We start from the raw sequence: 18,408 nt of genomic DNA, 5'->3' as shown, positions 1-18,408 counted from the left end.
ATTGACAGATGAAGCCGGCCTGTTTTTTTGACAGGCCGGTTTTTTTATTGCCTTGTTTTGAATAATAACGATATGAAAAAACATCCTCTACATTATTTGCCTGCGGCTTTGCTTGGCTTTGCCCTGACACTTCCTGCCTGTGGTTTTGCCCAGATTTACTCTGCCAAAGTTGATGAGACCGCCTTGCGCGCTCATCTGGCACTCTTGTCTTCTGACCTGTTTGAAGGCCGTGGCACAGGCCAGCGTGGCGGTGACCTGACAGTAGCTTATCTCGAAACCCAGGCTGCTGTAGCTGGTCTGTTGCCCGCCAACGGCAAGAGCTACAGGCAGGCAGTCAGCATAAATGGTATCAAGTCCTTGCCATTGGAAAGCTCTGTCAATATACGTCTTGCCAGGTCGCTTAACCTGACTTTTGGTGAAGACTGGATCTGGAGTGCGGGTGATGCCGTGAGCTCGCACCAGTTTGATCATGAATTGCTGTTCGTCGGTTACGGCATCAACGCGCCAGAAGAGCAATGGGATGATTTCAAGGGTGTCGATTGCAAAGGCAAGATACTGGTCGTCATGGTCAATGATCCGCAGCCTACCGCAGAGCAGCCAGACCGCTTTGGCGGCAAAGCCCTGACTTATTATGGCCGCCGTACTTACAAGACTGAAGAGGCCCTGCGCCGTGGCGCTGCCGGGGTTTTGCTGATACATACCGATGCGTCAGCAAATATAGGCTGGGATGTTTTGAAAAACGGTGGTATGGGTGAGCAATTCCAGCTGGCCAATAAAGATGCCAAAGGTCTGGCGATACAAGGCTGGATTACCGATGGCGCAGCAAATACCCTGTTTGCCGCATCAGGCCTGGATTTGAATGCCTTGCGTCAGGCAGCTGAGCGCAAGGATTTCAAACCCGTCGCCATCAAGGCCAGGCTCAAGGGTGAAGCAAAATCGCACATACGCCAGCTCGAGCAATTCAATATCGCAGGCATCGTACCTGGCACTGATCCACAACTGAAAAATGAACTGGTGATCTACAGCGCACATTGGGATCATCTGGGCAAGCAAGAAGGTGCAGGTGACCAGATTTATAATGGCGCTGTCGATAATGGTTCAGGCACGGCAGCCTTGCTGGCGATGGCAAAAGCAGCCGTTGCACAACCAGCCAAACGCAGCCAGATGTTCCTCTGGGTCGCCGCCGAAGAGCAGGGTCTGCTAGGCAGTGCCTGGTATGCTGCACACCCGCTCTGGGCCTTGAACAAGACAGCGGCAGCACTGAATCTTGATACGCTTAATTTTGTGGGCCGCACCAAAGATATCAGCGCCTTTGGCGCCGACCGCAGTGACCTCATCGTTGCTGCCAACAAAGTCGCGCAAGGCATGAACATGACAGTTGCACCGCCGCGTGTGGATGTCGCTGGTGGTTATTTCCGCAGCGACCATTTCAGCTTTGCCAAGACGGGCGTACCGGCATTTTCCATAGGCAGCGGCCGTGACTACATCAATGACCCGCAAGCCTCGCAGGAAAAGGCGCGTGGCTATGGCAAGCGTTATCATCAGGTCACGGATGAGTATGACCCAAGCTGGGATCTGTCCGGCATGACTGAGCAAGCACAGTTCACCCTGAACCTGGGACGCGAAATTGCTGATGCCGCAAAAATGCCGGCCTGGAAGGAAAATGATGCGTTTGCGAAAGTAAGGAAGTGAAACAATAAAAAGATGCTTGAACTTGTTCTGGAAAATGATTTCCAAGCCTATGCTGTCTATCCTTAGACAAAATCTCTACAAGAATTTATAAGAAAGAAAATAATGAACCAGACAATATTTAAATTAAAGCCCATCGCCAGCGTCTGCCTGCAAGTCATGCTGACCATGCCTTTGTTGCACAGCATGGCGCATGCCGCTGATGCTCCCATTGTAACAGCGGCAAAAAACGTAGCTCCGGCAAAAAAAGAAAGCGGCATGGACACCGCAGTTGCCCCCGGTGACGACTTTAACCGCTATGCCAACGGCGGCTGGGAAAAAACTGCCGTCATCCCTGACGACAAAGTCGCCGTCGGTATTTTTGATGTACTGAAAGAAGAGTCTGATGCCAAGGTCCTGAAAATCATAGAGCAATCGACCAAGGCAGAAGCAGGCAGTGCCGTGCGCAAGATCGGTGATTTCTACACTTCTTACCTCAATACCGATGTCATCAACAAACGTCGCCTGGCACCGCTGCAGGGCGAGATGCAAAGCATAGCCGACCTGAAGGACAAAGCCGCCCTGGCGACTTACCTGGGCAAGCATTTGCGTGCCGACGTTGATCCTATCAACGCCACCAATGTTTTTACTGAAAACCTGTTTGGCCTGTGGGTGTCGCAAGGCTTCCATGACCATACGAAGTACATGCCTTACCTGCTGCAAGGTGGGCTGGGTTTGCCTGACCGTGAATACTATTTGTCACCCAGCCCGAGGATGGCAGAGATTCGGAAAAATTATCTGGCCCACATCGCCGCGACATTCAAGCTGGCAAATGTGCCGGATGCCGAGCAAGCCGCCAAACGTGTCTTTGATCTGGAAATGCTGATCGCCAAAGGCCATGCGAATCGTGAAGACACTTCGGATGTTTTAAAGGCGGACAATACCTGGACCCTGGCCGACTTCAATAAAAAAGCCGCAGGCCTGGATTGGGCAGCCTATTTCAAGGCAGCAGGTCTGGATGGGCAAAGCAAATTCATCATCTGGCATCCCACTGCATTGAAGGCATCGTCGGCACTGGTAGCGAAAACGCCGCTGGCAAGCTGGCAGGACTATTTGCGCTTCCATGCCATCAATACGCGTTCTACGGTATTGCCGCAGGCCTTCTTTGATCAGCGCTTCAAGTTTTACAGCGCACTCAGCGGTGCCAAAGCGCCTCAGCCGCGCTGGAAATATGCAGTGGCAGCGACCAATAATGCGGTCGGTGAAGAAGTCGGTAAATTGTATGTGGCTGAGAATTTCTCACCTGATTCTAAAACCCGCATCAATGGTATGGTCAGCAATATCCTGGCTGCCTTTGGCGAGCGAGTACAGGCGCTGAAATGGATGACGCCAGCCACCAAGCAAGAAGCGCTAGCCAAAATAAAATCGACTTATGTAGGTGTCGGTTATCCGGACAAATGGCGCGATTATTCTGGCCTGGTGGTCGATGCAAATGATGCCTATGGCAACCGCGAACGTTCACAGGAATTTGAATACAGCCGTGCCCTGGCAAAATTTGGCCAGCCTGTGGATGTCACTGAATGGTGCATGAATGCGCAACTGGTGAATGCCGTCAACATGCCGCTGCAAAATGCCATCAATTTCCCGGCGGCGTATTTACAATCACCGAACTTTGACCTGGCCGCCAGCGACGCCACCAATTACGGCGCTCTGGGTGCCACCATAGGCCATGAAATCAGTCACAGCTTTGATAATTCCGGTGCCATGTTTGATGCAAAAGGCGAATTGCGCAACTGGTGGAGCAAGGCTGACCTTGCGCATTTCAAGACGTCTTCCAAAGCCCTGATCGCCCAGTTCAATCAATACAAGGCTTTCCCTGATTTGTCCGTTAATGGTGCCCAGACCCTGGGTGAAAACATTGCTGACTTGGCTGGCCTGATGGCAGCCTATGATGCCTATCGTACCTCGATGAAACAAAAAGGCCAGACCATTACCAAGGAAGATGAACAGGAATTCTTCCTCGCCTATGCCCGCAGCTGGCGCGGCAAGATGCGTGATGAAACCCTGCGCACGGCAATCATTACCAATGAACACGCGCCAGGACAATACCGTGTACTGACCGTGCGTAATCTGGATGCCTGGTATGACGCGTTTGCCGTGCAACCTGGCCAGAAACTTTATCTGGCACCCAAGGACAGGGTCAAGGTTTGGTAAAAAACCTGCTTACGATCTTACTGAGCGAGCGTGATCGGGACTCATGTGCTGCTCAAAATGCTCATGTACTAGAGTACATTCCGCTTTTTGCGCTGCTCTTCACCCCGCTGACGCACGCTCGCTACAGATCGTAAACAGGTTTTAAGAAAAAAAGATGTCAGGCCGTTCGCGAGCCATCATGCATGCACCGTCTGACCTCAGCAACATAGCGCTCGCTGACCGGGACTTTGTCCTGACTGGCGAGCACCAATTGATAAACCCCATCTCCCAATACCTCAAGCTGGCTGAGCTGGTCACAGCGCACAATGGCACTGCGATGCACGCGCATGAACTGCGCCGGGTCCAGATGTTTTTCGAGCTGGCTCAGAGCAACCCTGTGCAATACCTGTCTCTGTGCCAAGTGCAATTGCATGTAATTTCCTGCCGCTTCTATCCATAAGACATCTGCCAGCTGTATGCACTCTATGCGGCCTACCGAGCGCACACTGACTTGTTGCCAGTAAGCCGGCTGCTCTTTTTTTGACTCATCTTCAGCTTTGACATACTGGCTCATGGCTTGCGCATAACTGGCTTGCTGGCGCTGCGTGAGCATGGCCGCAGCACGTTCCAGCGATAGTGCCAGACGCTCATCGTCAAAAGGTTTCAGCAGATAATCGAGTGCGTGCAGGTCAAAGGCTTCTATCGCATGGGCGTTGAAGGCTGTGACAAAAATCACCAGCGGTGGTGTTGCCTGGGTACTCAATTCACGTGCCAGTATCAGGCCGGTTTCGCGGGGCATTTGTATGTCGAGAAAAATGACATCGACCGCATACGCATCCAGTGTTTCGCGCGCCGTAGCCACATTTGCACATTCAGCGACGATGCTCCAGCCGGGATGATCCCGCAAGGCATAACGCAAGTTGGCCCGCCCGGGTTCTTCATCATCGACGATCAGTGTACGAATATTGTTCATGCTGCCTTACTCTCTGTCGCACTCTCCGGCATCTGCAAGGGCATGCGGATTTCTACTTCATAGCGTTGTTGCCCCTCATCTTGTATGCGGCCACTATGCATGCTGGCGCGTCCGGCATACATCAATTCCAGTCTGGCGCGTGTCTGCGGCAAGCCCAGCCCCAGACCAGGGTTGGCGGCGATACCATAGCTGATGGTATTGCTGACTTTGATGCGGAGTTCTTCGCCATCCAGTTTGAATTGCATGCGGATATCGCTGCTGCCTTCGTGGCAATCCAGATCATGGCGCAAGGCGTTTTCCAGCAAGGGTTGCAGCAGCAGCGGCGGACAGTCACCTGCCAGTACATTGGTGGTATCACCGGCGATGCTGATCTGCAGGCGTGCGCCATAGCGCAGTCTTTGCAATTCAAGGTAATCGCGTATGAATGTCATTTCATCTTCCAGGCTTACCCAGTCCTTGCTGCTGGCCGTCAGCGCATAGCGCAATAGATCACTCAAGCGGTTCAGACCAGTCAGGGCGATGCGCTTGTCATCACTCCTGACCAGGGCGCTGATGGCATTGAGGCAATTGAAGATGAAGTGTGGCTCCAATTGCCCGCGCAGGGCATCCAGCCTTTGCTGCTCCAGGTCCAGTTTGAGATGTAAAACATCGTTCATGGATTGCTGCAGGGCGTATTCACGCACACGTGCCTGTCGCCAGGTGCAAATTGCCAGTACGGCAATGAAGGTGCCGGTGGACCAGGCAAATTCGAGGAAAATCGTAAAGTTACGCATATTGAAGGCCGTACTGACGATATCTTGCAAGCCAAAACCGGGTTTGTCCTTGAGCAGATCGAGAATGGCGATATACATCACTTCCAGTGGCAGAAAGCACAGCAGCATGACTGCATAGGCCAGCGCTATGCCTTTCGCCTTGCTGAGAAATCGCTCGTACCGCATGAAAATCAGGTAGAGGCAGGTACTGAACACCATCATCAACAGATGGCTGCTGACCCAGAACCACAGTATCTCGCTAAAGCTGCGCTGGGTAGTTCCGTACTTGATCAGGTCACCATAATTGCCGAGCGCACCAATGGCGCACAGGCTGGTCCATACCAGGATATTGCTCAGCAAGAGCTTGAGCAAGCTGATCGCCGTGACAGGGTGAGCCTGGTTCAGGGCGGGAGTATCTGGGCGGGCATTTTCCATGGCAGCAGTATAACAGTCTGCATGACCATATTTGCTTGCGCAGGGAGGTAGGAGAGACAGGGTTTCGGGGTTTCGTCACAAGCTTTGCCATGACGGTTTATCGCTGCCAGATAATCAATTTCTGCAATTAAATTGCCAAGGCAAAGGGAAGCACATGGATGTGAAACTCAAAGTGAATGGACAGGTACGCACATGCCAGGCAGATGGCGATACTCCCCTGCTCTGGATACTGCGTGAAGACCTGGGCCTGACAGGCACCAAGTTTGGCTGCGGTGCCGGCCTGTGCGGTGCCTGCACCGTACATCTGGATGGTCAGGCGCAACGCAGTTGCCTCGTGCCGGTAGAAGGCCTGAATGGGCGCAACATCACGACGATAGAAGGCCTGTCGCCTGATCGCAGCCATGTCCTGCAACAAGCCTGGATAGAGCATCAGGTGCCGCAATGTGGGTATTGCCAGTCGGGTATGCTGATGGCGGCGGCTGCCTTGCTGAAAACCACACCACATCCCAGCGACAAGCAAATCGATGCTGTCATGACCAATTTGTGCCGTTGCGGTACTTATCCGCGCGTCAGGGCAGCCATACATACTGCTGCTGCGAAGCTCAAGCCATTGGCAGGCAAGAAAGGGGTAAAAGCATGACTACCCTGGTTTCGCCTGCGCGCAGGAATTTTCTTAAGTCTTCCCTGGTGGCCGGTGCATGGATACTGGGCAGCAGCACCATACCCATGCTTGATGGCCTGGCAGCAGATGACGCAAACAAGACAGTCTCACCCGTTAATTCGCCCTTTGATTTCTGGCTCAGCATGGATGGTACAGGTGTGGTGACTGCTTACACCACGGTCACCAATCTGGGGCAAGGCACACATGCGGCGATTGCCCAGATCGTGGCCGAAGAGCTGGAGATGCCCATCGCCAATGTACGCATAGAACATGCACCAGTCGTCAAGCAATTCCACCGGGAATGGCCACCCGGCATTACGACTTTTGCCAGTGCAGGTTTTAATTCTGCACTGGAAACGATAGCACCAGCCTGTGCTGCGGCCAGGCAAATGTTGTTGCAGGCAGCAGCCTTGCAATGGCAGGTCGAGGTGAAAGATTGTACTGCAGGCAATGCGCAAATAAATCATACTGCTACAAGCCGCAGCTTGCCATACACCGCCTTGCTCAAGGCGGTAGCAATACTGGCACCACCAGAAAAACCTGTCATCAAATCTCCCAGGGACTGGAAGGTGCTGGGGCAGTCAACACCACGCCCAGACATCCCGGCGCGGGTAGATGGCAGTGCCGTGTTTGGTATTGATGTGCAAAGACCAGGCATGCTGATGGCAGCCGTCCTACATGCGCCGCGCTTTGGGAGCAGCTTGCAAAGCGTGGATGACAGCCCTGCACTGGCCGTGAAGGGTGTACGCAAGGTAGTACATCTGCCGAACGCTGTGGCGGTAGTGGCAGAGCGTTACTGGATAGCCCGCAAGGCCGTGCAATTGTTGAAGCCGGTATGGCAGGATGGTGCGCATGCCAGCATCAACACCGCAGAGATGCGCATCAGCCTGCTGAGGGCAGTTGCTGCTGGCGATGGCAAGCTCTTCCCTCGTCCCAAAAAACAAAAAGAAGGTGCTGCAGAGACTGCAATGAAAGAGGCAGGCAGCATTATCGACACCAGCTTTGATGTGCCTTTCCTTGCGCATGCAACGATGGAACCCCTGAATGCCACTGTTGAAGTGACTGCTACAGGTGCACAAGTCTGGCTCTCCACCCAAAGCCAGACGGACACACAAAATGGCGTCGCCAAGGCACTGGGTTTTCAGCCTGAGCAAGTGCAGATACATACCCAGCACGTAGGCGGCGGTTTTGGCCGCAGGCTGGAACATGATTTTGCTGTCGAGGCCGCCTTGATCGCCAAAGCTGCCGGTGCCATCGTTAAAACCATCTGGTCGCGTGAGAACGATATGCGGGCTGGTTATTACCGACCCATTACCGCTGCCCGCGTGCAACTGGCACTGGATAAAGATTATCTGCCCATGGTTTTGCGGCTCGATACGGCGGGCCCCTCACTACTCGAATATACGCGGGTCACGAATAGCCCGGCCAGGCATGGTCTTGACTGGACCTTTATCATGGGTTGGTTCGGTAACACTTATAAATTCCCTTTATTCGATACGCGCTGGACACGCGTAGATTTTGGCGTTCCCTGTTCTTACTGGCGTTCAGTAGGCAATTCGCAAAATTGTTTTTTTCTTGAGCATACGCTGGAACAGGCCGCCCGCAAGGCGGGCATGGATAGTCTGGAATACCGTCGTCGTCTGTTGCAGCATAATCCCAAAGCCCTTGCCTTTGTGAATGCGCTGGCAGAACGCGCAGGATGGAGCAAGCCCTTGCCCAAGGACCATTATCGTGGTTTTGCCATGAACGGCAATAGCGCCCTGTTCAGTGCGCATATTGTTGAAATTGCGGTCAGCAAACCCGGGCAATTCCGACTGGTAAAAATTACTGCTGGCATCAACCCGGGAGTTGTCGCCAATCCCAAAGCAGTTGAGGCACAGATGATGGGGGGTACCTTGTTTGGTTTATCTGCTGCCCTGTTTGGCGAAATCAGTTTCAAGGATGGCCAGGTGGAACAGGGCAATTTTGATAGCTATCGCCTGGTCACACTGGCACAGACGCCCGTACTCGACGTCATGGTCATGAGTACCGGTGACAGGCCGGAAGGCGTGGGTGAAGAAGGCCCGCCGTCGATAGGCCCGGCTATTGCCAATGCCTTGCTGGCAGCCAGTGGCAAGCCCGTCACGCGTCTGCCTTTAACGCAGGCCGGATGGTCGCTGGTGGCATAAAAATATTTACTGCAGCTTGTGGTGACTGCTGGTATCGTGCAATTCTCAAATTTGAATTCACACTATTCCAGGAGATAAAAATGACGATAGCAAACTGGTGCGTATTGGCAGCCTGCCTGTTACCGGTAGTATCAGTTGGCCTGGCCAAGGGCGGCTCAGCCAAAGTGCCGCGTGAAGCAGGCAGGTATGACAATGATAATCCCAGGGAGTGGGCCAAAAACCTGAGTGGCTGGCGGCAGCGTGCCAATGCGGCGCAACAAAATGGCTTTGAAGCTCTGCCCTTGTTTATTGCTGCGGTTGTTCTTGCACAGCAAGCCCATGCTGACCAGACACGTATAGATCAACTGGCAGTATTGTTTATTGCCATCCGTATTGTTTACATCATCGTCTATCTGATGAACCAGGGGACTTTGCGTACCCTGGTCTGGGCAGGTGGCGTGGCAACCAGCATCGCCATCTTGCTGATGGCTTAGGCTTAGGCCTGGGTTTTGATCATGACCATGACAAGGGCAGGTACATCTTCGCCCTTGTCCTGACGTGCAATTTCCTGGCTGGATTCAACGATCTTGAAGCCATGCAATTGCGCCAGCTTTTGCAGGTAGCTATAGCGATGGGCATAGCGCTGGGATGGACGCAAAATGTAATCTGTGCTTTCATTCTTTGTGTCATCTGTGGTTTCCACTGCAGCTTCCACTGAAAACCCCAGCACTGCACCAGCCCGCATGACACGGCTGGCCGCAGCAAATACGGTATCGAGTGCACCGATATAGACAAACACATCGGCAGCCATGATGAGGTCAAAATCCTGGTCTTGTACTTGCAGCCAGTCGCTGATTTCTGCACAGTGCAGTTCATCGTACAAGCCTGTCTTTCTGGCCTGGGCCAGCATTTTTTCTGACAAGTCTATGCCTGTCAGTTTGCTGGCTGTTGGCCGCAGATAAGTGCCACACAAGCCTGTGCCACAACCCAGGTCCAGATAATTACCAGTCCCGGCTTTGACATGTTTGCTGACTGCCTTACCGAGCAAAGCGGGGATTTGATAATGCAAGACTTCCAGCAAATGTTCATCAAAATGCGTAGCGTACTGATCAAACAAATCTGCAATGTAGGCGGGTGGTGACATTGCGGGTGCATCCATCACGCCCAATGCTGCCAGCGCATAATTGATGTGTGCCAGCTCTGTCTCGTCTTTGCAGTGTTTTGCTGCTGTCTGACAGGCCGCGACAGCAGCAGCCTCTTGTCCCATCTGGCGTAAAGTATTGCCGTATTGCAGATGCGCCTTGATGTAGTCTGGCTTGATTTTTATTGCCTGTTCAAAGCTACCCACAGCAGCGGGGAATTGCTGTATTTTTTGCAGGCAGATACCCCGGTTGTACAAAGCTTGTATATGCCCAGGCTGCAAATGCAGGACATCTTCATACCCGGCGATGGCATCTTCTTCCAGCCGTAAACATTGCAGGCTGAAGGCGCGGGCAAAATGGATGGCGGCATCTTGCGGTTTTAATGTCAGCGCTTCATCAAAGTCCTGCAAGGCTTGCTGGTGCTCTTCCATTTCCTGCAGGGCGATACCGCGGTTTAATAAAGCTTCTGTATAGCGGGGATTCAGGCGCAGAGCCTTGTCATAATTATGCAGGGCCGCTACCAGTTTGCCCATGCTGCGTAGCGTATTGCCGCGGTTATTCCAGGCCATGGCATAGTCTGGCTTCAATTGCAGCGCCCGGTCATAACTGAGCAAAGCTTCTTCTGGTAGCCCCAGGTCTTGCAAGGCAGCACCCAGGTTGCCATGCGCAATCGCCTGCTGTGCATCGATAGCAATCGCCTCGCGCAGGCGTGTCACTGCCAGCCCGGCATCGCCACGTTGTTTTGCTATGACGCCGAGCAGTTGCAAGGCATCAAAATGCTCAGGCTGGTTTTGTAAAACCTGCAGGTAGAGTGCTTCTGCTGCATCCAGCTTGCCTTGCTGGTGCAGTGCAACTGCCTGTTGCAATATTGCGCTGATCTGTTTGCTCATTCTACTGTTCAATTTCCTGTACTATCTGGACTATCTTATCAAGGATTAATGCTATGGATGAACAGGAATTGTTGGCGCTTTTATGGAGCCTGTTACCTTCCCGCGCCTACCTGATTGCCGCCTTTGTTTTTGGCTTGCTCGGTATGGCTGCGTTTTACTATGGCAGGAAAAAAACCAACAAGCGTGTCACATGGCTGTCTGTAGGCCTGATGTTTTATCCCTACGTCATCGGCAGCGACATACGCCTGCTATACGGCGTAGGCATTGCTTTTTGCATTGCCATCGCCGTCAGTATTTATTATCCCCAGGAGCCTAAAACTTAGTCCAGGATTTTTTCCATCTCTTCAAACTGCAGGTTTTCTACCAGCATCTGTTCCTTGCCATTATCGGATGGGAAGGGCTTGAAGCGACCTGTGCGTACATAGCCACGGCGCTCGTAGTAAGCAATCAGTTCTTTCCTGACGCTGATGACGGTCATCCATATCTTGTTGATGCCCCATAATTTCTGCGCATGTTTTTCAGCAGTCTGCATGAAATGCTTGCCTAAGCCATTACCCTGTAGCACAGGGCGCACCACAAACATGCCCAGGTAGGCGGCACCTTCAGTTCTTTCCAGATTCACGCAACCGATGATGTCTTCACCTTGTAAACACAGCAGGATCACGGAATCGGGATTGGCAATCAGTCCGCGCACTTCAGGTGGGAATATGCGTGAGCCTTGTAACAAATCAGCTTCTGTAGTCCATCCCGCACGGCTGCTGTCGCCACGGTAGGCACTGTTCACCAGTGCCGCGATAGTGTCCGCGTCGGCATCAACGGCGGGGCGGAAATGGATGTCTGCGGTGTTTTCTGTCATGGCTGTCTAGGTAAGATGAATTCTGGCTGGCGATGGGCTGAAATAATAACATGTGTTTCTTGCCCCAGAATCTGGCTTTGCGTGCGCCAGGCAGCGTGTTAACATGTCAATAGCAATAGAAAATTTTATCTTCTTATTAAATCCCTATATTAAATCCCTGAGCTGGCAATGAAAACTTCTGCAACCAAGGCTGTCCTGTTTGTCTGCATGGGCAATATTTGCCGCTCACCCAGTGCCGAGGGCGTATTCCGTGCCCACGCCGGGGCAGCAGGGCTGGATTTGCATATCGATTCTGCCGGTACCCATGCCTATCACATAGGCGAGGCACCTGATCCGCGCTCGCAACAATTTTCAGCGCGCCGTGGCATAGACTTGTCGCAGCAAAGGGCGCGCAAACTCATTGCAGATGATTTTGAAAGTTTCGACCTGTTGCTGGCCATGGATAAGGATAACCTGGCACGCATGAAAGCTGCCTGCCCACCGCAACATCAGCACAAGCTCAAACTCATGATGGATTATGCGAACCACAGTGACAGCGACATCGTGCCCGACCCCTATTATGGCGGGACGGATGGTTTTGACCTGGTGCTGGATTATATCGAGGATGCTAGCGCTGGCCTGGTGCGCGCTGTCCAGCAAGAGACGTCTGTCAAAAAAGGAGAAGCCTGATGCAGGCACAAGATCTCGAATTCATCATGAAATCCATACGCCAGTATTTGCAAATGCGCCCTGATAGTGCTGATACTGTCGAGGGTATTGCCAGATTCTGGATAGACTGGCAAGGTGAACCCTTACAAATATCCATGGTATCGCAAGCACTTGAAAACATGCGCAATGCTGGTGAACTGGAGAGTCGTAATGTGGGCGGGCGCACGATCTGGCATGCCAGGCGTTGAAACCCGCTGTAACTTTATTCATGCAATCAAATAGAATCTTTCTTAACAGTATGCTCAGCCTGGGGATTTTCCTCGGCTTTGCCTTGCCAGCACATGCCCGCAATGAGTTGGTAAAAATCGAAACCGTCAGAGGTGCATATTCCAATGCTTTGCTGGCGACCAATAACAGCCGCATGCCAGTCACGGTTACCTTGCAACTCAGCAGTTTCAGTAATCTGACCTCGAGTAAAAGATGGCCCATACAGGCGCAACTGACGGGTGGCCAGAGTATGGAGTTAGTACAGATATCTGCCGCCAATGGGCAATTTGGCTATACCATCGATTACAGTAGCCAGTTCGTGCAGGGTGACCCCAATGCTCGGCATGATGTGAATGCCAGCTATCAAATTCCCTTCGTCGCTGGCCAGGGGTTCCAGATAGTGCAGGCCGCCGATGGCCCGCAGTTTACCCATCAGAGTGTTGCCACCCGTTATGCCGTCGATATCGATATGCCCGTAGGTACGCCAGTGGTGGCGGCGCGTGCCGGTTACGTGGTGGAAGTGATCAGCCAGTTTGCCGACAATGGGAGGATTGAGGCCGAATTTTTTGACAAGGCCAATTATGTTCGCATCCTGCATGATGACGGCACCTGGGCTGACTATTTTCATCTCATGCAAAACTCCAGCCAGGTGCAGCCGGGCATGCGTGTAGACGCGGGCCATGTGTTGGCGCTTTCCGGCAATAGTGGTTACTCTGCCACGCCGCATCTGCATTTCCATGTACAGGTGAATCAGAACGGCACCATCATTTCCCTGCCGTTCCGTTTTCATAATTCTCACGATGGTGTATTCACACCTCGCTACCAAAGCTGGCTGATACCTGATACGCCAACCGTCAACGCCAGTAAAGCCAAAGCCAGAAAGTCCCTGCGCGAATGCCTGCCTGGTGGCAAAGCAGTAGACGACGCGGTCATACGTTGCCTGTCAGCTTCTTGAATTCTCGCTTCGTCACGTGCTGGCGCACATCCCGCTGACATTGGCCCATTATTAAATAATTGTTTAAAAAGCATAAAAATATTTTCACTTTTCTCCCTTGACATTTTATGTCGTACGCTTAAAATACGACATAATATGTCTTGTATTCTTTTTTGTAACTGCTTAAAGAACTGAGGGAGTTGTATGGAAGAGCTGATGAAGCGCTTGGCAGGCATAGAAAATATACTGTCCAGGCGCATGGGTCTGGCGGATGTCAGTGCCAGCTTACTGCCTGTGACGGAGCCAGAAGGTGTGCCAGTCATGCGCATCAGCATAGAGAGCCAGGCCGAGTTGCCCGTCTTTGTCACCGTATCCCCCAGCCAGGTACTCTGCATTTGTTATCTGTGGACAGAAGAAGAAATCAAGCCAGAACGTCGTGCAGAGATGCTGGAAGCCATGATGGATTTGAATATCTCTATTCCGCTTTCCAATTTTGGCCGCATAGGACAGCACTATGTCATTTATGGATCGCTGGCACATGATGCATCAGTGGAAGACATCGCCATCGATGTCGCCATGGTGGCTGATAACGCGATTGAAGCTTTAGATGTATTCACTGAATATCTGAAATAAGGGGACTACCATGGCTGTCTTTTCTAAAATTTTGACTATGCTCAGAGGCAATTTGCGTGAAATCGGGCAAAGCGTGGTTGACCAGAATGCCAGTAGCATTTATGAGCAAGAGATTGTTGAAGCAAAAGCACATGTCGCCAGGGCCAAGCAAAACCTGACTGCCGTGATGGCAAAAGAAATGCAGGCTGCGCGGGAAATTGAAAGCCTGCAAGCAGAGCTCGCACGCTATGAAGAACTGGCTTTGCAGGCCATGCAAAAAAATGAGCTGGTGCTGGCTGAAGAAGTCGCAGGCAAACTTGCCCATCTGGAAATTGCGATTACTGAACAAAACGCCTCACGCAATGAATTCGCAGAAAACATCAATAAGCTCAAGGACATGATACGCAATGCCGAAACCAGCTTGCGTGAACATGAACGCCAGCTCGCCATGGCGAAAACCACGGAGAGCGTATATCAGGCGACTGCCACTATCTCCCAGACCATGGGTGCCAGTGGTTCAAAACTCATGAGCGCGAAAGAATCGCTGGAACGTATCAAGCAGCGCCACCAGGACATGGCAGACCAGATGCATGCAGCAGATGTATTGGAAAATGAACTGGGCGGTAAAGCACTTGACCAGAAACTGGCAGCTGCGGGCATAGGACAGGTGCCAGACCAGAAAGCTTTAGTTCTGGCCAGGTTGCAGGCAAAATTCAGTGCGCGGCAAGTGGCAATGATGAAGCCAGCGACCAGTGATGGCCAATGATGGCGCCAATTAAATAAGACAGATGCCTGAGAATCACATGGTCAAAACATCGTCAAGCTGGACTAGTTCTGACGCTGCACTGCGTGCCGTGCAGGTGGCGTTTGATGTTGAAAAACAGGTGATAGAAGCCGTGCGTCGTGCAGCCTTCGACAACCAGTTATCACCCTCTGACCAGATACGCCTGATACTGGGTTTGCCCTATAACAGCAAGCCTGTCAGGCCGCGCCTGACGGTCACTTTGAGTGATGCCGATTACGTCATGCTGGCGGAGCGCTTTGGCATAGATCTGGAAGACAAGCGTGCGATCAAAGAGCGCTTGAATCAGGAGTTGATCAATTTTACAAAAAAATAATCCTGACATGATGGGGCCTGTTACGATCACCACGGTGTTTGCTTAAGAGCTGACCGATGCGGCTTATATCAACAAAAATAACAGACAGGGAAAATTCATGAATATCTGGCAGTTGCTGAGCAGCTTTCCAACCTCAATACCCAGCGTACTGATGGGTGTACTTCTGGTGTACTGGCTGCTCTCCATCTTTGGCCTGGTTGACTTTGGTCATCATCTTGATGCTGGTGGTGGGCATGATCTGCACCTTGGTCACCATGATCTTGGCCATCATGATGTTCATGCAGACGGTGACAGTGCCGACCTGCATACCGTGGCGGGATATCTGGTGGCAATGGGGCTGGGTGGCGTACCTTTTTCCATCGTCGCCACCCTCATCATTTTTTTTACCTGGCTATTCACGGCATTGGTACATCAATATTTGCTGGCCCTGGTGCCAACGGCAACGCTGCAATTAGTAGCGGGTAGTGGCACGCTGCTGGCCGCCATGGCCTTGTCCATTCCTATTTCTGCCAGGCTCATCAAACCCATGCGCAGTTTGTTCGTGCGCCACTATGCCAGGGATAACCATAGCCTGATTGGACATAGCTGCCGCATCGTGACGGAAAGCGTCGACGAGAAATTTGGCCGCGCAGAAATCGAAGATCATGGTGTCGCCATCAATATCCGGGTATGGGCAGCCAGCCCCAATAGCTTGAAAAAGAATTCAATAGCAGTCGTGCTTGCCTATAACGACGGCAATCAGCAGTACGAAGTAAGTGCTCTTACAGAGCAGATTTAATTTTAAATTTACCAAAAGACAAACAAGGAATTTCATGGACATCATGCTGCTCGCAATTGGCTTCGGCGTTATTGTGTTACTCGGTGCACTGGCAATGTTCGCCAAGTTCTACCACAAGGTAGAACAGGGTCACGCAATGATTATCAATACTCTCAGGGCAGAGCCCGATGTTACCTTCACAGGTGGCATTGTTTATCCCATCATCCATAAAAAAGAACTTATGGAGATTTCTTTGAAGACCATAGAAATCGCCAGGATGGGTAAAGATGGCCTGATCTGCATGGATAATATCCGTGCCGACATCAAGGTCACTTTTTTTATCCGCGTCAACAAGACAGCGCAGGACGTGTTGAAGGTTGCGCAAGCGGTAGGTTGCGCGCGTGCCTCGCACCAGGACACGCTGGAAAGCCTGTTCGCCGCCAAGTTTGCCGAAGCACTCAAGACTGTTGGCAAGTCCATGGACTTTGTCGATCTGTATCAGGCGCGCAACCGCTTTCGTGATGAAATCATTCGCCAGATCGGTGATGATCTGTCTGGTTATGTACTCGAAGATGCGGCGATTGATTACATCGAGCAAACATCGCTGGATAAAATGGATGCCCACAATATTCTGGATGCCCAGGGTATCAAGAAAATCACTGAACTGACTGCGATAGAAAGCATACGCACCAATGAATTGAAGCGCGATGAAGAAATGCGCATCAAGAAAAAGAACGTGGAAACCCGCGAAGCCATACTCGAACTTGAACGCCAGCAATGTGATGCTGAATCACGTCAGGGGCGTGAAATAGGATCGGTACGTGCACGTGAGCAGGCCGAGACCCAGAAAGTCCAGGCTGAAGAACATGCCAAGTCAGAAATGGCGCGCCTGCAGTCGGAACAGATCGTGCTGGTACAGCAAGAAAATACCATGCGTGAAAAAGAAGTGGCAGAAAACAATCGCAAGCGTGCTGTCGCGATTGAAGAAGAGCGTGTGACAAGAGCCCGTCAGCTGGAAATCGTCGACAGGGAAAGAGAAGTCGCGCTGCAATCCATAGAAAAAGAAAAAGCCATAGAAATCCAGAAAAAAGCGATCGCCGATGTTATCCGCGAACGCATCGTGGTGGAACGCACGGTTGCAGAACAGGAAGAAGCCATCAAGGAAGTACGTGTGGTGGCTGAAGCTGACCGTCAGAGAAAGAGCGTGGTGATCACCGCAGAAGCCAGTGCCGAAGAAAAAATGGTATTGACAGTCAAAGCAGCCGAAGCAGAAGAACGCTCTGCCAAACACAGGGCAGCACAAGATTTGACATTGGCCGATGCCGCATTGAAAGTCGCTGAAAAAGGAGCTGAATCCAAGAAGCGCGAAGCCGAAGGCCGTGAAGCAGAACTGGCAGCACCTGGTCTGGCCGACGCTAAAGTCAGGATCGCCGCATCTGAAGCTATCCTGAAGCAGGGTGCAGCACAGGCAGAATCAACCCGTATGCAAATGGAAGCAGAAGCCAAGGGTAAAGAGCAACTGGGCCGCGCAGAAGCCAATGTCCGCATTGCCGGTGCCGAAGCAACGGCCAAGCAGGGTGCAGCAGATGCTGAATCCTTGCGCTTGCATATGCAGGCTGAGGCACAGGGTCATGAGCAAATGGGCCTGGCTGCGGCAAATGTCAAAACGGCAGATGCCAGCGCAACGGTCACCCATGGTGATGCTGAAGCCCACGTCATACAAACCCGTTTTGAAGCAGAATCCAAAGGCTTGCGTCAAAAATTTGAAGCCATGGCTGCCATGAGTGATGAAACCCGTGCCCATGAAGAATTCCGTATGCAACTGGAAATCTCCAATCAGCAAATCATGAAAGGTCTGGACGCGCAGACACATATTGCCAAAGATCAGGCTGAGGTACTCGGCAAGGCCCTGCAAAATGCCAATATCGATATCGTCGGTGGTGAGGGCGACTACTTTGACCGCTTCGTCAATGCCCTGGCGATAGGCAAGGGTATAGACGGCACGATACAGAAGAGTAAAACCTTGCAGGTTGGCTTGAAAAATCACCTGAGTGGCGAACGCGACATGGTGCATGACTTGCGTGACCTGGTAGGTGCACTGGGTGGTTCATCTGCTGAATTGCAAAACCTGTCCTTGTCTGCCTTCCTGTCCAGAGTGAATACACAGGGTACGGCACAACAGAAAAGTGCTCTGCATACACTGATCAACAGTCTGGGCAAAGGCGCTGAGGGCGCAGAGAAAGTTTTGCCATAAGACAGATTTGCATGACTTTACTTCCGAAGAGAAGTGCAGGTTTGCACTTCTCTTCGCGTCAATGCAGTTGTTGATGACTGCCTGATATGCAAACGAAAAAA

Annotated in this window: 18 protein-coding genes; 14 read left to right on the top strand and 4 right to left on the bottom strand. The window is 52.0% G+C overall.

Translation table 11 applies throughout. The features are described from left to right. Positions 1 to 72: 72 nt before the first annotated feature. The gene (locus tag ACO0LL_RS19425) at positions 73 to 1,692 is read left to right on the top strand and encodes a M28 family peptidase (protein WP_422952463.1); all 1,620 of its coding nucleotides are present in this window, start codon (positions 73 to 75) and stop codon (positions 1,690 to 1,692) included. Positions 1,693 to 1,794: 102 nt separating this feature from the next. Continuing rightward, a complete protein-coding gene (locus ACO0LL_RS19420; protein WP_422952462.1) occupies positions 1,795 to 3,882 on the top strand; it encodes a M13 family metallopeptidase in 2,088 nt (695 codons plus the stop codon). A 157-nt stretch (positions 3,883 to 4,039) separates the two neighbouring features. Here the strand turns inward: ACO0LL_RS19420 and ACO0LL_RS19415 are convergent, their stop codons facing one another. Next, positions 4,040 to 4,834, bottom strand: a complete 795-nt coding sequence (locus tag ACO0LL_RS19415; protein WP_422952460.1) for a LytR/AlgR family response regulator transcription factor — start codon at positions 4,832 to 4,834, stop codon at positions 4,040 to 4,042. Further along, on the bottom strand, positions 4,831 to 6,021 hold the full coding sequence (locus ACO0LL_RS19410; protein ID WP_422952459.1) for a sensor histidine kinase: 1,191 nt from the start codon (positions 6,019 to 6,021) through the stop codon (positions 4,831 to 4,833). The genes ACO0LL_RS19415 and ACO0LL_RS19410 overlap by 4 nt, the downstream gene beginning before the upstream one ends. 160 nt (positions 6,022 to 6,181) lie before the next feature. On the opposite strand from ACO0LL_RS19410, the gene ACO0LL_RS19405 reads away from it, so the two are divergent. From ACO0LL_RS19405 to ACO0LL_RS19395, 3 genes are all read left to right on the top strand, one after another. Next, complete coding sequence (locus ACO0LL_RS19405; protein ID WP_422952503.1) at positions 6,182 to 6,661, top strand: (2Fe-2S)-binding protein; 480 nt, start codon at positions 6,182 to 6,184, stop codon at positions 6,659 to 6,661. Beyond that, positions 6,658 to 8,850 (top strand): molybdopterin cofactor-binding domain-containing protein, encoded by a 2,193-nt coding sequence (locus tag ACO0LL_RS19400; RefSeq protein WP_422952458.1) that lies wholly within the window; start codon positions 6,658 to 6,660, stop codon positions 8,848 to 8,850. Before ACO0LL_RS19405 ends, ACO0LL_RS19400 begins: the two co-directional genes overlap by 4 nt. An 80-nt stretch (positions 8,851 to 8,930) precedes the next feature. After that, positions 8,931 to 9,323 (top strand): MAPEG family protein, encoded by a 393-nt coding sequence (locus ACO0LL_RS19395; RefSeq protein ID WP_422952457.1) that lies wholly within the window; start codon positions 8,931 to 8,933, stop codon positions 9,321 to 9,323. A gap of 2 nt (positions 9,324 to 9,325) precedes the next feature. Here ACO0LL_RS19395 and ACO0LL_RS19390 read toward each other — a convergent pair whose 3' ends face one another. Then, positions 9,326 to 10,861 carry a tetratricopeptide repeat protein gene (locus ACO0LL_RS19390; RefSeq protein ID WP_422952456.1) on the bottom strand — a complete coding sequence of 512 codons (1,536 nt, stop codon included), beginning with the start codon at positions 10,859 to 10,861 and terminating at the stop codon, positions 9,326 to 9,328. A 53-nt stretch (positions 10,862 to 10,914) separates the two neighbouring features. Between ACO0LL_RS19390 and ACO0LL_RS19385 the strand changes: the two genes are divergently transcribed. After that, the gene (locus ACO0LL_RS19385; protein ID WP_162044311.1) at positions 10,915 to 11,184 is read left to right on the top strand and encodes a hypothetical protein; all 270 of its coding nucleotides are present in this window, start codon (positions 10,915 to 10,917) and stop codon (positions 11,182 to 11,184) included. Here ACO0LL_RS19385 and ACO0LL_RS19380 read toward each other — a convergent pair. Further along, positions 11,181 to 11,717, bottom strand: a complete 537-nt coding sequence (locus ACO0LL_RS19380; protein WP_422952455.1) for a GNAT family N-acetyltransferase — start codon at positions 11,715 to 11,717, stop codon at positions 11,181 to 11,183. The two genes, ACO0LL_RS19385 and ACO0LL_RS19380, sit on opposite strands and share 4 nt — an antisense overlap. A 168-nt stretch (positions 11,718 to 11,885) precedes the next feature. Here ACO0LL_RS19380 and ACO0LL_RS19375 point away from each other — a divergent pair, with 168 nt between their 5' ends. From ACO0LL_RS19375 to ACO0LL_RS19340, 8 genes are all read left to right on the top strand, one after another. After that, a complete protein-coding gene (locus ACO0LL_RS19375; RefSeq protein ID WP_422952454.1) occupies positions 11,886 to 12,386 on the top strand; it encodes a low molecular weight protein-tyrosine-phosphatase in 501 nt (166 codons plus the stop codon). Then, on the top strand, positions 12,386 to 12,613 hold the full coding sequence (locus ACO0LL_RS19370) for a hypothetical protein (protein ID WP_422952453.1): 228 nt from the start codon (positions 12,386 to 12,388) through the stop codon (positions 12,611 to 12,613). Before ACO0LL_RS19375 ends, ACO0LL_RS19370 begins: the two co-directional genes overlap by 1 nt. 50 nt (positions 12,614 to 12,663) lie before the next feature. Next, complete coding sequence (locus ACO0LL_RS19365; RefSeq protein WP_422952451.1) at positions 12,664 to 13,587, top strand: M23 family metallopeptidase; 924 nt, start codon at positions 12,664 to 12,666, stop codon at positions 13,585 to 13,587. Between the two features lie 183 nt (positions 13,588 to 13,770). Next, complete coding sequence (locus tag ACO0LL_RS19360; RefSeq protein WP_422952450.1) at positions 13,771 to 14,199, top strand: DUF2170 family protein; 429 nt, start codon at positions 13,771 to 13,773, stop codon at positions 14,197 to 14,199. 10 nt (positions 14,200 to 14,209) lie between these two features. After that, on the top strand, positions 14,210 to 14,944 hold the full coding sequence (locus ACO0LL_RS19355) for a PspA/IM30 family protein (protein ID WP_422952449.1): 735 nt from the start codon (positions 14,210 to 14,212) through the stop codon (positions 14,942 to 14,944). 37 nt (positions 14,945 to 14,981) lie between these two features. Next, a complete protein-coding gene (locus ACO0LL_RS19350; protein WP_162044841.1) occupies positions 14,982 to 15,296 on the top strand; it encodes a hypothetical protein in 315 nt (104 codons plus the stop codon). Positions 15,297 to 15,393: 97 nt separating this feature from the next. After that, positions 15,394 to 16,074: a ubiquinone biosynthesis protein gene (locus ACO0LL_RS19345; RefSeq protein ID WP_422952448.1), complete on the top strand. Its 681-nt coding sequence runs from the start codon at positions 15,394 to 15,396 to the stop codon at positions 16,072 to 16,074. Between the two features lie 34 nt (positions 16,075 to 16,108). Next, a complete protein-coding gene (locus tag ACO0LL_RS19340; protein ID WP_422952447.1) occupies positions 16,109 to 18,307 on the top strand; it encodes a hypothetical protein in 2,199 nt (732 codons plus the stop codon). The last annotated feature ends 101 nt before the right edge of the window (positions 18,308 to 18,408 follow it).

The sequence above is a fragment of the Undibacterium sp. TC4M20W genome (assembly GCF_049340245.1).
Classification (GTDB): Bacteria; Pseudomonadota; Gammaproteobacteria; order Burkholderiales; family Burkholderiaceae_D; genus Undibacterium.
This window is presented reverse-complemented; position numbering and strand designations above follow the sequence as displayed.

Bases quoted from the DNA above. Each gene is read 5' to 3' on its own strand.
- ACO0LL_RS19365 (WP_422952451.1), top strand. From the start codon at position 12,664: ATGCTCAGCCTGGGGATTTTCCTCGGCTTTGCCTTGCCAGCACATGCC.
- ACO0LL_RS19380 (WP_422952455.1), bottom strand. From the start codon at position 11,717: ATGACAGAAAACACCGCAGACATCCATTTCCGCCCCGCCGTTGATGCC.
- ACO0LL_RS19425 (WP_422952463.1), top strand. From the start codon at position 73: ATGAAAAAACATCCTCTACATTATTTGCCTGCGGCTTTGCTTGGCTTT.
- ACO0LL_RS19410 (WP_422952459.1), bottom strand. From the start codon at position 6,021: ATGGAAAATGCCCGCCCAGATACTCCCGCCCTGAACCAGGCTCACCCT.
- ACO0LL_RS19345 (WP_422952448.1), top strand. From the start codon at position 15,394: ATGAATATCTGGCAGTTGCTGAGCAGCTTTCCAACCTCAATACCCAGC.
- ACO0LL_RS19370 (WP_422952453.1), top strand. From the start codon at position 12,386: ATGCAGGCACAAGATCTCGAATTCATCATGAAATCCATACGCCAGTAT.
- ACO0LL_RS19415 (WP_422952460.1), bottom strand. From the start codon at position 4,834: ATGAACAATATTCGTACACTGATCGTCGATGATGAAGAACCCGGGCGG.
- ACO0LL_RS19350 (WP_162044841.1), top strand. From the start codon at position 14,982: ATGGTCAAAACATCGTCAAGCTGGACTAGTTCTGACGCTGCACTGCGT.
- ACO0LL_RS19360 (WP_422952450.1), top strand. From the start codon at position 13,771: ATGGAAGAGCTGATGAAGCGCTTGGCAGGCATAGAAAATATACTGTCC.
- ACO0LL_RS19400 (WP_422952458.1), top strand. From the start codon at position 6,658: ATGACTACCCTGGTTTCGCCTGCGCGCAGGAATTTTCTTAAGTCTTCC.
- ACO0LL_RS19340 (WP_422952447.1), top strand. From the start codon at position 16,109: ATGGACATCATGCTGCTCGCAATTGGCTTCGGCGTTATTGTGTTACTC.
- ACO0LL_RS19385 (WP_162044311.1), top strand. From the start codon at position 10,915: ATGGATGAACAGGAATTGTTGGCGCTTTTATGGAGCCTGTTACCTTCC.
- ACO0LL_RS19355 (WP_422952449.1), top strand. From the start codon at position 14,210: ATGGCTGTCTTTTCTAAAATTTTGACTATGCTCAGAGGCAATTTGCGT.
- ACO0LL_RS19390 (WP_422952456.1), bottom strand. From the start codon at position 10,861: ATGAGCAAACAGATCAGCGCAATATTGCAACAGGCAGTTGCACTGCAC.
- ACO0LL_RS19395 (WP_422952457.1), top strand. From the start codon at position 8,931: ATGACGATAGCAAACTGGTGCGTATTGGCAGCCTGCCTGTTACCGGTA.
- ACO0LL_RS19375 (WP_422952454.1), top strand. From the start codon at position 11,886: ATGAAAACTTCTGCAACCAAGGCTGTCCTGTTTGTCTGCATGGGCAAT.
- ACO0LL_RS19420 (WP_422952462.1), top strand. From the start codon at position 1,795: ATGAACCAGACAATATTTAAATTAAAGCCCATCGCCAGCGTCTGCCTG.